Source organism: Flavobacterium sp. (assembly GCF_027482425.1).
Classification (GTDB): Bacteria; Bacteroidota; Bacteroidia; order Flavobacteriales; family Flavobacteriaceae; genus Flavobacterium.
In genome coordinates this window covers 18,137-32,507 of sequence record NZ_JAIXWA010000012.1, presented here as the reverse complement: position 1 = coordinate 32,507, position 14,371 = coordinate 18,137, and the positions used below count along the sequence as shown (strand labels likewise).

At 33.3% G+C, this 14,371-nt stretch carries 18 protein-coding genes and 1 pseudogene; 8 read left to right on the top strand and 11 right to left on the bottom strand.

Going from position 1 to position 14,371, the window contains the following annotated elements; all coding sequences use genetic code 11:
• The 8 genes from Q0037_RS00815 to Q0037_RS00780 form a co-directional block, all read right to left on the bottom strand.
• On the bottom strand, positions 1-217 hold a 217-nt coding region (locus Q0037_RS00815; protein ID WP_297513937.1), incomplete at its 3' end, for a hypothetical protein.
• 194 nt (positions 218-411) lie between these two features.
• A complete protein-coding gene (locus tag Q0037_RS00810; protein ID WP_297513934.1) occupies positions 412-699 on the bottom strand; it encodes a hypothetical protein in 288 nt (95 codons plus the stop codon).
• Positions 700-1,161: 462 nt separating this feature from the next.
• Positions 1,162-1,872, bottom strand: a complete 711-nt coding sequence (locus Q0037_RS00805; RefSeq protein WP_297513931.1) for a YebC/PmpR family DNA-binding transcriptional regulator — start codon at positions 1,870-1,872, stop codon at positions 1,162-1,164.
• An 83-nt stretch (positions 1,873-1,955) separates the two neighbouring features.
• The gene (gcvT, locus tag Q0037_RS00800; protein WP_297513928.1) at positions 1,956-3,038 is read right to left on the bottom strand and encodes a glycine cleavage system aminomethyltransferase GcvT; all 1,083 of its coding nucleotides are present in this window, start codon (positions 3,036-3,038) and stop codon (positions 1,956-1,958) included.
• Positions 3,039-3,191: 153 nt separating this feature from the next.
• On the bottom strand, positions 3,192-3,851 hold the full coding sequence (locus Q0037_RS00795; protein WP_297513925.1) for a response regulator transcription factor: 660 nt from the start codon (positions 3,849-3,851) through the stop codon (positions 3,192-3,194).
• Positions 3,852-3,858: 7 nt separating this feature from the next.
• Positions 3,859-4,545, bottom strand: coding sequence for an ATP-binding protein (locus tag Q0037_RS00790; RefSeq protein ID WP_297513920.1), 687 nt, complete (start codon positions 4,543-4,545; stop codon positions 3,859-3,861).
• A 90-nt stretch (positions 4,546-4,635) separates the two neighbouring features.
• Positions 4,636-4,821: a hypothetical protein gene (locus tag Q0037_RS00785; RefSeq protein ID WP_297513917.1), complete on the bottom strand. Its 186-nt coding sequence runs from the start codon at positions 4,819-4,821 to the stop codon at positions 4,636-4,638.
• Positions 4,822-5,332: 511 nt separating this feature from the next.
• The gene (locus Q0037_RS00780) at positions 5,333-6,031 is read right to left on the bottom strand and encodes a hypothetical protein (protein ID WP_297513915.1); all 699 of its coding nucleotides are present in this window, start codon (positions 6,029-6,031) and stop codon (positions 5,333-5,335) included.
• Between the two features lie 517 nt (positions 6,032-6,548).
• On the opposite strand from Q0037_RS00780, the gene Q0037_RS00775 reads away from it, so the two are divergent.
• The 8 genes and pseudogenes from Q0037_RS00775 to Q0037_RS00740 all read left to right on the top strand — a co-directional run bounded on the left by Q0037_RS00775 (position 6,549) and on the right by Q0037_RS00740 (position 11,734).
• Positions 6,549-7,202, top strand: coding sequence for a vWA domain-containing protein (locus Q0037_RS00775; protein ID WP_297513914.1), 654 nt, complete (start codon positions 6,549-6,551; stop codon positions 7,200-7,202).
• A gap of 204 nt (positions 7,203-7,406) precedes the next feature.
• Positions 7,407-7,835 carry a hypothetical protein gene (locus Q0037_RS00770; RefSeq protein ID WP_297513911.1) on the top strand — a complete coding sequence of 143 codons (429 nt, stop codon included), beginning with the start codon at positions 7,407-7,409 and terminating at the stop codon, positions 7,833-7,835.
• Between the two features lie 42 nt (positions 7,836-7,877).
• The gene (locus tag Q0037_RS00765) at positions 7,878-8,045 is read left to right on the top strand and encodes a hypothetical protein (protein WP_297513908.1); all 168 of its coding nucleotides are present in this window, start codon (positions 7,878-7,880) and stop codon (positions 8,043-8,045) included.
• Positions 8,039-8,362, top strand: coding sequence for a hypothetical protein (locus tag Q0037_RS00760; protein WP_297513906.1), 324 nt, complete (start codon positions 8,039-8,041; stop codon positions 8,360-8,362). Before Q0037_RS00765 ends, Q0037_RS00760 begins: the two co-directional genes overlap by 7 nt.
• A gap of 165 nt (positions 8,363-8,527) precedes the next feature.
• Positions 8,528-9,115 (top strand): annotated as a pseudogene (locus Q0037_RS00755) (IS982 family transposase); the annotation flags it as partial.
• Between the two features lie 135 nt (positions 9,116-9,250).
• Positions 9,251-10,099: a hypothetical protein gene (locus Q0037_RS00750; RefSeq protein WP_297513902.1), complete on the top strand. Its 849-nt coding sequence runs from the start codon at positions 9,251-9,253 to the stop codon at positions 10,097-10,099.
• A gap of 17 nt (positions 10,100-10,116) precedes the next feature.
• The gene (locus tag Q0037_RS00745; protein WP_297513899.1) at positions 10,117-10,557 is read left to right on the top strand and encodes a hypothetical protein; all 441 of its coding nucleotides are present in this window, start codon (positions 10,117-10,119) and stop codon (positions 10,555-10,557) included.
• 457 nt (positions 10,558-11,014) lie between these two features.
• Positions 11,015-11,734, top strand: a complete 720-nt coding sequence (locus tag Q0037_RS00740; protein WP_297513897.1) for a hypothetical protein — start codon at positions 11,015-11,017, stop codon at positions 11,732-11,734.
• 21 nt (positions 11,735-11,755) lie between these two features.
• Here Q0037_RS00740 and Q0037_RS00735 read toward each other — a convergent pair whose 3' ends face one another.
• The 3 genes from Q0037_RS00735 to Q0037_RS00725 all read right to left on the bottom strand — a co-directional run bounded on the left by Q0037_RS00735 (position 11,756) and on the right by Q0037_RS00725 (position 13,736).
• Positions 11,756-12,109 (bottom strand): hypothetical protein, encoded by a 354-nt coding sequence (locus tag Q0037_RS00735; RefSeq protein ID WP_297513894.1) that lies wholly within the window; start codon positions 12,107-12,109, stop codon positions 11,756-11,758.
• A 98-nt stretch (positions 12,110-12,207) separates the two neighbouring features.
• Positions 12,208-13,140: a GreA/GreB family elongation factor gene (locus Q0037_RS00730; protein ID WP_297513891.1), complete on the bottom strand. Its 933-nt coding sequence runs from the start codon at positions 13,138-13,140 to the stop codon at positions 12,208-12,210.
• A gap of 53 nt (positions 13,141-13,193) precedes the next feature.
• Positions 13,194-13,736: a sigma-70 family RNA polymerase sigma factor gene (locus tag Q0037_RS00725; RefSeq protein WP_297513890.1), complete on the bottom strand. Its 543-nt coding sequence runs from the start codon at positions 13,734-13,736 to the stop codon at positions 13,194-13,196.
• Positions 13,737-14,371 lie beyond the last annotated feature (635 nt).

Here is a 14,371-nt window from a genome sequence, read left to right as displayed (position 1 = left end):
TTACATTTTGTAAAACTTTTTGAGAAATGGGTCCATCGATAGCACAGAGTTCGATTCCAAAAGTTACATTATTTGTTGATTTTTCTTTGCCCATTAATTGAAGGGCTAAGGGGGTATAATTGTAAAATGCAACACCAATATGAAATCCTGTTTCCGTTTCAGGTAATGTTTGTACAATTGCAGTTTCGCTTATTATATAATGTGGTGCATACAGCATCAATTGACGTTCGTTGTTGTACCGTCGCTTATTTATAAACTGTATCCGATTTTACATTGATTTGGTGGTCGAATAGGGTAAAGAGCGATGGAGAACTAAAGCATTCACTGTATAAATAAGCCTTCTTGAACGATTATAACTCTCTACATACTTTGTATCGATCGCAACCATGGGTAATTGATTTGGTTTGATTTCTAAAATGTGGAACGATGCTTTTCTTTATGCGGTCCAATACCATTGAGTTTTTGAAAGCCCAAAGGTAAAAAGGCGCCTAATAAAAGTGGGATGATTCCTAGCGTTGTTGAGGGAGTAAAATGGACTAGGATGCATTCCGATAGTCCTCCGATGAGTAGACTTGCTATAACTGTTTTTGCCGCCTGAACACTATCGCTAGTGGTAAATTTAGAATGAAATGAAGCACATAAGTAATAATGAATGGACAAATATAAGCCTTGACCTAACATTCCCATTATTGCACCCATTATTAATGCACATGCCATACGTATTGGTTTAAATATTCGTCCGAAGCGTTGGTTTAATTTTTTTAATTTGGGTACGACGTAAGGGTCCGAAGACCCTCACGTACCCAAGGCGTATAAATCGAATAATGGCTTGCGTGACAAAATGGAATTGTTATCATGTTTGTCATTGTCAATGCAATATTACTATCCTTGTTTTAAATAATCTCTAGGGTTTTTCCTGATAAACCAAAGGATTTTTCCTTCAACTTTTAGGGAAAAATCCTTGTAGGCCGCAGGAAAAAATCTAATCAAATGTATATCAAGGTGTTAAATAATTTTAGTTGATTTACTTTATTTAAATATGAGTAAGTCTTTCGAAAATTTAGCGTCCAATTCTTGAAAATTTAACATTTGGAATGGTTTTTAAAATAAAAAAAACCAACCGAAAGGGTTGGTTTACTAGGATATAAACAGTGTAATTTTCTACTCTTGCATCGTATGATATACATTCATCACATCGTCATCTTCTTCGATTTTCTCCAATAATTTTTCAACATCGGCAATTTGTTCAGGAGTTAATTCTTTTGTGACTTGTGGAATGCGTTCAAAACCGGAAGATAAAATTTCAATACTGCGGCTTTCCAATTCTTTTTGAATCGCTCCAAAACTTTCAAAGGGCGCATACATAACGATACCGTCTTCATCCGCAAAAATTTCTTCTACCCCAAAATCAATCATTTCCAATTCCAATTCTTCAATGTCTTGCCCTGTATTGGGAATTCTAAAATTACAGGTGTGGTCAAACATGAATTCAACCGAGCCTTGGGTGCCCAATGTTCCATTACATTTATTAAAATAACTACGAATATTGGCTACGGTTCGGTTATTGTTGTCGGTGGCCGTTTCAATTAATATGGCAATACCATGAGGGGCATACCCTTCAAACAAAACTTCCTTATAGTTAGCAGTATCTTTATCGGATGCTTTTTTAATGGCGCGTTCTACATTGTCTTTGGGCATGTTGGCCGCCTTGGCATTCTGAATTACCGCGCGTAAACGTGCGTTGGTCTCCGGATTAGGGCCTCCTTCTTTTACCGCAATAACAATGTCTTTACCAATGCGTGTAAACGTTTTGGCCATAGCAGACCATCGTTTCATTTTTCGGGCTTTTCTAAATTCAAATGCTCTTCCCATAGGAATTCTTCTTTAGCAGTTAATTATTTTTACACGGCAAATTTACATTATATCATCAATTTTGCCTTCCTTTTTTTGTGTACTTATTTTTTGTAAAATGGGAGTTTAACCACTTGGGCCGCCACTTGATTGTTTCTGATTTTTATATAAATCACAGATCCCACCGCAGCATACGTCGTAGCAACATAACCCATACCAATTCCTTTGCCTAACGAGGGTGCCATAGTGCCTGAAGTTACAATTCCAATGGCATTTCCATCGGCATCTACGATTTCATAATCATGACGGGGAATGCCTCTTTCGGTTAATTCAAATCCAACCAATTTTCGCGTTACGCCTTGTTCTTTTTGTGCTTTTAACGCTTCATGATTGGTAAAATTCTTGGTAAATTTTGTAATCCAACCCAAGCCAGCTTCAATAGGAGAGGTGGTATCATTGATGTCGTTGCCATAAAGGCAGAATCCCATTTCTAGGCGTAAAGTATCCCGTGCTGCGAGTCCGATGGGTTTAATCCCGTAGGAAGCGCCGGCTTCAAATACCTTGTGCCAAAGCTTTTCGGCGTCTTCATTTTTGCAGTAGACTTCAAATCCGCCTGACCCAGTATAGCCTGTTGCAGAAATAATCACATCATCAATACCAGCAAAAGTTCCCACTTCAAAGTGATAATACTTGATACTTGCTAAGTCAATACTAGTCAATGATTGCATAGCTTCAACGGCTTTCGGACCTTGGATGGCTAAAAGCGAATAAGCATCAGAAAGATTTTCCATCTTCGCTCCTTCAGTATTGTGCTCGGCAATCCAATCCCAATCTTTTTCAATATTGGAGGCATTTACCACCAATAAATAGTTCATTTCATCGAGTCGATACACAATTAAATCATCGACAATGCCACCTGTCGCATTGGGCATGCAAGAATATTGTGCACGACCTATTTCAAGGGTTGCCGCATCGTTGGTAGTAACGCGTTGAATTAAGTCGAGTGCTTTAGGCCCTGAAAGTAGAAATTCGCCCATATGTGACACATCAAAAACGCCCACTCCGTTGCGAACGGTTTCATGTTCGGCATTGACGCCTTCATATTGTACAGGCATGTTGTATCCAGCAAACGGAACCATTTTGGCACCAAGTTGGATATGAATGGGTGTTAAAGCTGTATTTTTCATCCGTTGAATGTTAGTTTGTGGCGCAAAAGTACAAAATTAGAGGGCAAGTTCAGAAGTGCTTTTTTGATTATTTCAATCTCGAAAAGAATAAAAAAACCAAACGTATCGATTGAAAGTTTGGTTTTATATATTAAAAATGAAATGGTTTTTTGATTATAAAAAAGGTTCGGTCAAACGATGTTTAAAGGAGAACAAAACTAATCCTACTTTCGACCGTATTTGAAATCGATCAAATAGGCTGGTTCGATACGAATCAATAGATTTTACGGAAACATTCATGATTTTGGCCATCTGGTCATAAGTGAGTTCCCTTTCATCACAAACAAGCGTAAGGAATTCGAGTTCATTTTCGGTCATTTCAAAAGAAATGGGTAAATCCTCTTCTTTTCTAACATCATAATTTTTAATCCGAGTCAAAATTTCAGTGATGTTATTGTAGCCAAAATTAATGATGTTGTCTATCGCAAATTTTAAATCGGCAGCGGAACAATTTTTGTGTAAAAATCCACGTGCTCCATGATGATAGGAATCGTCAATGATTCGTTCATCAATATGTTGGGTGAGGAGTAATACTTTGAATTCTCCTGATTTTTTTTCGAGTTCTTGCAACACTTCAATACCATTTTTATGCGGCATCGAGTAGTCCAAGATATACATGTCAGGTATAGGGACTAGCGGTAAGGATTCGAGAAATTGATCACCGTCGTCAAATTCATGAATTACCTGATACTCACCTAAGCGTTGTATCAGTTCTTTTAGGCCTTGTCGAACGATGGCATGATCATCAATAAGGCAAATGCGAATGGGTTCCATAGGCGGATTAATTGCGTTGAAGGGTTATTAGGGTTCCACGACCTGGTTTTGAATCTATGGTTAGGGAGCAATGAATTAATTCAGCCCTTTTTTTCATGTTCATCAAGCCCAGTGATAAAGTTTTCGTTGTAACATCAAACCCTTTCCCGTCATCCTCAATCTGCAAGCGAAATTTGGGTTGAGCGTCCAATTGAACGCATATGGTTTTCGCCCGGGCATGCTTGATGCAATTGTTTATAGACTCTTGAAATATACGATAAATAATTAATTTTTCATCATCTTTCAAAAAAGGTTGTACTTCGCCTAATTCCATTTCAAATTGAATGCTACTATTTTTTTGTAAACGTTCCATTTCGGTTCGAATGGCTTTGGCCAAGTCTTGTTGCAAGACCAACTGACTGTTAAGCGAGTGACTGATACTGCGCACGGATTGTGACAATCGCTTTAGAGACTCACTGAGATTTTCCAAGCATTCGGATTGTTCTGGATGGTCGTATTTGTAATTCTCTATCTGAAAATTCAAAGCCGTAATCTGTTGCCCCGCATCGTCGTGTAAATCACGCGAGATGTTTTGTAAAACTTGTTCTTGCGTTTCAATAATCGTTTGTGTGATGTTGCGTTGAAACTCAAGATCTTTTTCAAACAGTTGCTGCGTGTATTTCTTTACTTTTCCAATATGCATTCGCGCCAGCATAATACTAAATGTGGTGATAAGGCTTATAAAAATTAAGCAAATAAGGATTCCAACGGCTAGACTGTAATTACTCATAAGATATAATAGGTGCTATTCTTCGGTAATGACTCGTTTGTGATTGCGGTATTCGATATAAATATACCACAATAGGAGCGAGTAGCTGATAAAGTTGATGTAATTGGTAGTGATAGTATACATTTTTACTTCTGCATAAATGATCACATGTTGAAGTTTAATATCTACAAAAGCAAAAATTAAAGATAAACCAAAAAACATAAAGATTGGTGCACTTAAAAGTCTATAATTATTATTGAAAAGAAATCTGAAATCTTCATCTTTTAACTTATCAAAACTCAACTTAAAAAAAATGGTTAGATACAAAAAAGAACCCATACAAAAGATATAGGTTTTTAAATCATCATTTTTTTGAATTAATAAGAAATCAATAGCGATAAAAAATAAAAAAAACAGATAAATAAAACGCATTAGCTTTCTATTTACTCCATTAAGTTCTAATAAATAGAACCACAGTAAAAATGTTATAATGAAAGAAAGTTCATAGTTTTTGAAGTTCATATTTGACCTAAAATCATCATTTGAAATTAGGAATTTCAAAATAATTGTGATGAACTCTGTTAAGGTGTAATAGGTCAAAATGTAATAAAATATCCTGTTTGTTTTGCGTTTTAAAGGCAAAATAAAGGATGCAATAATGAATACAAATAGCTGAAAGTAAATGATAAGTTTTACAGCACTAAAAAAATCGTTTATGGGGATCATTACTTAATTATTTTACACAAGCTGCAGTTGTTTTTGAAGCATTTAAAGTATTATATTTCGCACCACCAGAATAATCATAATAGGCTTCCAAATTTTCATAAACAACTTTGAAGGCTACCGTGCTTTTGTCGCTGGCATTAGTGACTTTGGTAAAATAAAATTTCACTTCTTCAAGATTTTTCATAGCGCCATCCATAGCATAAAATAAGGCTTGAAAAAAGGGTATTGAAAAACAGAGATTTTCATCGCTGTATGCTGTTATCAAATTAAGTCTTACTGGAACACCCGTTGTTTCGGTGATAATTTGCAAGTAATTTGGATAGTAGGTTTGACCGAAATCAGAGACCATTTTTGTCAACGATTTACCATCGATACTATAAAATTCATTTTGACCTATAGCTGTATTAATTTGTGTTTTATAATCCGTGTTATCCAATTCATGACCCAAAAGGATAAATGAATAGCTATCAACATAACTGATTTTATCAACATGATTAGTTAGCCATAGCGATAACGTTGAAAATTGATTGCTGATCAAACTCAGGTCGACAACATAATAGGTGGGAGCAGTAGGACTGGGTAGAATATTGCTAGCAAGATAAGCTGTGTTGGTGGCCGCCCAAGCGGCATTGACACTGGCTCCATCAATAATAATTATGTTTTGGGGGTTAGCAATGTGTTGGGTTAAGTTTTGTGCGAGGTTCATACTAATGGTGTTTAAGTTTGGGAGTTGATTTTATTTGAAACACAAATTTGACCAATGAAGAGGAAAAATCCTATAGGAAAAATACCCCGATCGCAAGGTATTTTTCCTGTATTATAGCGGGTTTTTTCCTAAAATTCTCATAATCAAAATTTTGCAAATAAATTTATGTTGATTACAAAATATCATTCATAATCATTTATATAGCTAAAAAATAAAAAATAATACTTTTCGTACTTTTATTTTTCAAATAGCATCAATGAGTCAAGGGGTTTTTGGAATCTAATTTTAAAGTAAAAAAATAGATTAAATACAGACGACGTTACCAAAGATGTTTGTTGGGCAATTGAAAAACTTGTAACAGAACACGAAGAACCCAGTATTATTATTGCGGATCTTTTACGAATGAAATAGCAGCAGTAGAATTGATAGTATCAATTGTTGTAAAGGGGAGCGTAGGTTATTTGGTACCTAAAAATAAAAAAGCCAATACCCATAAATAATTTAAAAACATAAATGAATGGAAAAAAAACATCAAGTACACAATTTAATTATACTCGACGAGAGTGGATCCATGCAAAGCATTAAACCTTTAATTATCAGTGGTTTTAACGAATTGGTTCAATCGATAAAAGGAATTCAAAAGCAGTTTCTAGAACAGGAACATTACATTTCCATCGTTTCATTTAACGATTTAGGCAATAAAGTATTGCACTTTATGGACGATGCAAGCAAGCTCAATGAAATCGATGCAAGCAGCTACAATCCCGATTCAATGACTCCGCTTTTTGATGCGATGGGGTTTGCTTTAACCAAACTCAAAAACGAGTTGGACAAGCTTTCGGATACCGAGTATAACGTATTGGTTACTATTCTTACGGATGGTCTAGAAAACAATTCAAAAGAATATACAGGCACTGCAATCAAAACAATGATTGAAACGCTCGGCGAAGGTAATTGGACATTTACGTACATTGGCACCGATCATGATGTAGAAAAAATAGCCAATGATTTGTCTATTAAAAATATAATGCGGTTCGAAAAAAATAGAGAAGGTATACGTGAAATGTTTGATCAGGAATACAACAGCCGGTTGAAGTTTAGTTTAAATATTGATCAGAAAAAAGATTTCAAAGAAAACTTTTATGAAATAGCTCAAAAAAATGATCGATGAAATTGAACAACAAGAAGCCGATAAAAAACCCAAAAAAGCAAGTTTCTGGGAGCGAATACTCGTTAAAAATACGAAAGATTAAACCAGCAATACTATGAATCCAATAAAGAAACTAATCATTACAACTGTTGCAGCAGCAGTGGGGTTGATAAAGTACTATTTAGTAAATGAGCAAGCTGAGCCTAAAGCAGTAGTAAAAAACCGGTGGCAACTGCAAAAGCAATTCAAGACTCACTCATTGTTCAAGTTACACGGTCTTTGCATCTTGTAGACGAATCGTTTACGCCTACTCAAGAGGAGGGCGTGTTTACCAATGCTACAAAGGATAAACTATTGGTGTTGAAAGAGGATATATGGAAAAAAATAATTAGAGCGGCAAAGCGTTCATTTCCAGAAGAAGCGGAAGATTGTGCATATAGTTATCCTGAACCCGATTTGTCCGATTTTGAATTTGTAGGATTGCTTACGTATTATGGTTCCAATGATAATCCAGAAGAAACAACGGCCTATAGTGCTCAGGAAGTTAGAAAAGGAAATTTAGTATCCTTTGCAGGTGGAGGAATTTGTTGCGGTTGTAATAGTGGTGAGCCCTTAGTGCCCCAAAAAGTAGATGCAGTAGTCATCAAAAAGTAATTAGCAATAAACTCCAATTAATAGAATTTCAAATTAGCTCAAATGAATACACACCAAAAAGAACTTCTGCAACATCTAGCACAACTGGGCGATTTAGTTGTAGTGAGTCAAGACAAACGCTTTGAATTAAACAAAAAGGGCGAGGTCACCTTGCAAACCCAACTCGATGCCGTCTTGAATTTTTACAACGTTTGGATGCGCCTATGTTGAAACAAATCTTGGATAAAGAATTGACCTATCAAAATTTTGATCACAAAATTTTGATCACAAAACTGTCGGATGCTTTTGATTCCTTTTTGGATACTGGTGATTCCTACTTGAATCGATTTGAAGGCAATTGTAATTCGGGTATTTGTACAAACAAACACTGCAAAGGATTTGCTTTTGTGGGTAATAAATCTAACAACTACATGGATTTAATTCTAGAAATCAAAGATGATAAAGTGACCGATATCTACGAATGCAATGATTTTTCTACCGATAACTTTTCAATACAAAAAAATAATAAAGTATTGATTTATGAATAAAAAGCACTTATTTACAATTGGTTACAAAAAATTATATAATTAAAGAATTTAACACTACAAGCGGCATGAAACTAATTAATTTTTTTAAAAACTTGTTTGCTCATAAAGAAGTAACCCACGAACAACTGTGCAGAAAGGTAGTGCGTAAAATGGGGTACAGTGTGTTTTGAAGACTATTTTATTGTTGACAGTATGCCTTTAGAGATTTGTAAATTTTCACGACATAACGGGAAATAAATCTGTAAAGACGATTTTGAAACGGCTCCCTCAAAAGGATTTTGTGTTTCACAAAATAGTTGGTTCTTCGGATATAAGCTTCATGGCGTTTGTTCTGTTACTGGTGTTTTCCACTCGTTAGACATTACAAAAGCGGAAGTTCATGATATTCATTTTTTGAAAAATATAAAACAGCAAATGTCTGATTGTGTGCTGCTTGGAGACAGAGGATATCTATCTGATAGTATACAACTAGATTTATTCCAATCAGCAAATATTAAATTGCAAACACCAAAAAGAATGAATCAAGTGAATTATAAACCACAGCCGTATGTTTTTAGAAAATCCAGAAAAAGAATAGAAACATTGTTCTCGCAATTATGTGACCAGTTTTTAATTAGAAGAAATTATGCTAAAACTTTTGAAGGATTTAAAACCCGAATTTTAGCCAAAATAACAGCATTAACTCTGGTTCAATATATCAACAAATTTATCTTTGATAGACCAATAAATAACATAAAAAATCAATTAATTTAATTTCACCCAACGGGTTTATAATTTAATTGGAATTTATAGCGAATTGAAATTTAATATATAGGTATATAAATAAAATTATAGACTACAAAGATTTGCTCATTTATTAGTAATTTTGATTAAACTAAAATTGTTCAAATGAAAAAGGTATTATTTATTTCTTTAATTCTGTTTTTTAATATAGTAAATTCTCAAAAGTTTGTAAGTGAAAATACTTCCTATATTGATTTTAATATTAACGAAATCAAAATAACAGTTAATGAAAATTTGTTTTCGGGAAGATTTGAGATATTAGATATTAATTTCAAAAAATATATTTTAATTTCAAATAATTCTAAAACATTATTATTAGATTTTGGTAGGCTTATACCTTCAGATTATAGTAAATATTTTATTGAAAATGTGGTTATTTTAAATTCTAATGATATAAGTTCAATTAAAAAAAATATAAATAAAACAAATAATTATGTTATTGATAAAATTGAAATAGATTATGAAGGAAAAAATGACAGAGATAATTACACTATGCCTAGTGGAGAATTCAAATATTTCTGGGGTGATAAATTTTATTCAGAAAGAGAATTAGAAAAAGAAAAAATAAAAAAAGAACAAATACAGAAAAAAATTGATAATTATAATAATTTATCAAACTTAAATGCTTATTTGGGAGTATATGAAGTTTCCATTTATACCTTTCATGGTGTAAAGTTAAATCCAGCTAATAAAGGAAAAATTTATGTAACTGAAGAAGGAATAACTTTAATTTCTGATTTAATAATTGATGACAATACATTGAGAGGCTCACACATAAAAGATTCATTTTTTACTCCATCTAAAGAAGGAGAATTTTATTGTAAAGTATCAAAAGGACTTTGGGATGAATTTACTTGCTTTATTAATTTAAAAAGTAAATCAGGGGCTATTACGACATCGATAGGAAAAGAATTTAGAACCACTACCTTTTCTATTATTAAAAAGTTAGATTGAATTTTAAATAAACAACTATGAAAAAGATATTTTATTATTTAGCTGTGTTCTTTTTATTGTCTTGTGGAAACGCTGCTGAAAAAACATATGAATACGCAACATTAAAAGATGTGACAACAAATGATAAAAAATTCATCTTTGAAACTGCTAATGGAGAAAAGGTTGAGTGTTTCTTAAATTATATAATTGAGAGTAAAAAAACTAAACCAATCAATGATAAAGTTTTAAGGTATGTCATAAAAACATCAAACGAACACATTAAAGATGAAATATTATTACCAAGTAGTTTTAAGCCACTTGAATATAATATTAAGCATTATGATTCAAAACTATATATAAAAGTTTCTTTTGAAGCAGAAAATAAAAAGAGAAAAATGGTTCTTTACAAATTTATTTTTGATTATGAGCTGAAAAGTGAAATTTTTAGTGAAGATTACAAAAATAGAATACAGCTTTAGAATTGGTTCTTAGATCATTTCTATTTTGTGTTTTTTTAGTCGAATTCCCCACGCTGCTCAAAGTCTCCTGACTTTGAGCTTCTTTTTCATTTTTCATTTTTCATTTTTTTGTAAAGATAATAATTAGGAATTTGCTTTTCATGATACACATATTGTCAATACATTAGTCAGGAGACTTTGCTTAGCTAGGGTTTGAAGGCCATTGCCAATCAGGCGCGTGTCCAAACCAAGGTAAATGCGGGGTGCTTTTTTTTGACGAAGCAAACAAAAGCCATTTCTCATTGATTATTGATGAAGATCAAAATGGTCAAGTAGGCGATATGTACGCGTGCCATGATTTTGCTTGTTCGAATGAAAACCTGATTTTGCGTGAAGAAAATTGCAAAAACCCCTTTTTTTATGACGATGAAAAAGCCAATTTTATTCCCGATAAGGTCTATATCGATTTCAATAAACGATGGAAAAAGGCACTCAACGAATTACAAAAACGGGAACCTACTACTTTTTGGTATCCGACATACAGCAATGGCTCACCACGTTTAAACCGCTTCTGGATACTCCCTTTAAAAGGTACAAATTCTATAAAAACCATGCTGCATTTCAGAGCAGTTATTACCATTTAACAGCGTTGGTTGGGTATTTTTCCAATAAAGATGCTTGCCAAGAAGCCCTTAGCGTTTGGGATGATTTGGATGCTACGCATGAATTTTCAGTTATAAAATGGTTGATTACATACTCGGATTTAAATCGGTGTTTTGCATTATTTGAAAAACAAGTACTTCCCTTTTTCAATCCAGAAACCCAACAACTCCAACTGAAAATCCCGATGCATATTTGTTTGTCCGGCAACGATTGGAATGTCCTCCTTCAGTTTTTTCAAACCTATCAAAAACAGTACAAAGCTTATTACGCATTATACCAACAAAAAGTTAGGTCGCTTTGTCCAGATTTTTGCGCCAAAACCAAACCCAGTCTTGCAGAATTGGTAGCAAAATTAAATATCAACACAGCAACATTAGTATACCGCAAACGGTTGAAAAAGAATACTTTTCTATACGGCAATAGCGATGGATTTGATCCTATGGAGCCTGGAGTAAGTTTTGATTCGAATACCTATTCCAAAACAATCCACCCCGAAAATGGTAGTGGATCGTTTGAGATTGTGGAGTTGGAGTGATAATAAGTTTAAATAAAAAAATTAACGCACCCTTTTATAGGTAAGTTTGTCTGTACCATATTCGTTTTTGACACTTACTTCCATTGTATTTGCATCAATTTTGGTATATTTACTAAGTGCATACCAGTCATGATTTTCATTAAACGTAACTAAATAAAATTCACCACCTTCTATTCTAGCAGAAAGGACTTTAATTTCATTTCCTGTGGCAGAAGAAATTATTTTTGTATTTAATTCTCCATCTGTTTCATAAGAAAAAAATATTATGAAATTACCGTTAATACCCTTATCCTCTTCCCATCGGCCTTGAAGATATTCATTTGAAATGCATTGCCCGTTGATGATAATTGAAATAAAACCAAATAGAATGATCAAAACTGTTTTTATAAATGTAAGGTTTAAGTTATTAATATAGATTTATAATTTAATTTATGTCATTAACTAATTATAAATAAGTGTTTAGGAAAACATTCTTAATTAATAACTTTAACATTAATATGGGAAATATTCAATTTTTGCCAGTTTCCAGATCTAAATTCTGGTCGTGAGCGTAAATTACGAATGATATCAGAATTTGGGGTGATATTATGAGCATTCCAAATTTTTGTATCCCTGGTTCGGTCGTTATAAAACACCTGTATACATGCTTTTTTTGTTTCAATAAGCTTGGTTTTAAATACTTCAGGACCTTGAGGCTCTAAATAAATGGGTAAGATCGTCCGGTGCTGATAATTGCTGTCTTTTGTTCCGATTTCTTTGTCCAATTCATTAAGATGTACTGCTTCCAAATGGTACGCCTCAGAATTGTCGATACCAGTTATTTGTATTTTTTGAATTGTATTGTTTATTGGTATTTCAACCATATCCGAAACCGATTTACCTAAAATAGCAGCTGCAATTCCCGTTTTATAAAAAACTTCGTTAGTTTTTTTTGGATTGTTTTCCTCCGAAATAACAATTTCTTTGGTTGTTTTTAAATCCAAATAGGTAAGTTTTACTTTACTACCCAACATTACTTGCTGGTATTTTATGGCTTCGGCTTCGGTGGGTTCCTCAATAGTAATTGATGCTTCGGTATCGTCCTCATATGTTATTGGTGCCTCTGCGGGTTCATTAAATGATTCCTCAGTAACAGCATTACCATGCTTTACAGTTTCTTTTTGCGGTTCAGCAAAGGGGGTATTGCTACGGTTTTCTAACGCTTCTAATCGGTCTACGATTATTTTCATTGCTGCAACTCGATCAACCGTCTCGTCCCTTTTATCATGAGGCAGTTTTTTTTCTTTATCCATTGAATCTTTTAAATCCTGAATTTGTTTATTTAAATTTTGAAACAAAAGATTAAAATAAATTACGATACCAATCAATAGTGCTAGCAGTACAAAAAATAAAAATGATGCTTTCATAATAGTGTGTTTGATTAAGGTTAATAAAAAAATAAAGAGAGTAAACGGATGAACTATGCACAATAGATTAAAGCTGGATTGTTTCGGAGTCGGGTATATAAACGACTTACCATAGTGCGACAAGCGTTTTCTTTGGTTTGAACGAGTTGGGCAATTTCCTCATAATTCAACCCATCAACTCGGTATTTCAAGATTAAAGCTTCTTTTTCGTTTAAATATTGGGTTAAACCCTGAAAGGTAAGGTGCATTACTTCTTCATACATATAATCCATAATGTCTTCCATTTCATCGATATCCACAAACATTCTGTATTTTTTTTGCGCTGCGTAATAATCCAATATTTTGTGTTTTGCGATACCGTATAACCAATAGGGAAATTTCCCTTTTTCGGGATTAAATAGATTTAATTTTCCAAAAGCAACGATAAATGTATCGTTAAGAATTTCATTGACAGACTCCTCATGTACTACTTTAGACTTAATGTAGGATTTTACACGTCGATAGTTGGCCTCATACAAATTGAAGTAAAGCAATTGCTTTGAACTTTCATTTTCAAAATTACCGTTAACAATCGTTGCAATGATTTCATTTTCCATAGCTGTACGTATTTGGATTAGTAAAAAGAATTAAAAGAAAGCAAAAGGGTTCAAAACAAACACCCCTTTATTATATATAGTAAAACAGGCACATTTTGTTACATATTTTTAAAAATATTTTGAATTATACACACAAAATATTTCTTAACTAATTAAATATCAATCGAGTATAATTTTAAATAAAGTTAATAAAAAAATATACAATTTTTAAAGTAACATTTTAATCCAAAAATCAGAATAGTAATAGGGAACACCTTGGTAACGATATAATGCCTTGGTTTATTATCTGACCGCAATCAAAGTAACTCCGAATAAAATATAAAGTTCAAATAAATGCTTACCAATGATAACGTTAACTTGTTTTTTTCGATATTATTTATCCAATCGTGAAAAGAAGCAACTTATAGCATCAATTTCCGATTTTCCGCAATGGTATGTAAGGTTTCGAAAAGCGCCTGCGCATTATGCGTTGTTGAACTTAATAAGCAGCGTAAATAATCAAGAACATAAGTTAGCTTTTACGCTGATTTTGCGCCGTATCTCGGATGTTGTTGTTCTCCAGGACAATAAATCGAACGGTTTTCGAGTTTGTATTATAGTTCAAGGCAAAACCCAACAAACTTTTTTTTTCTCGC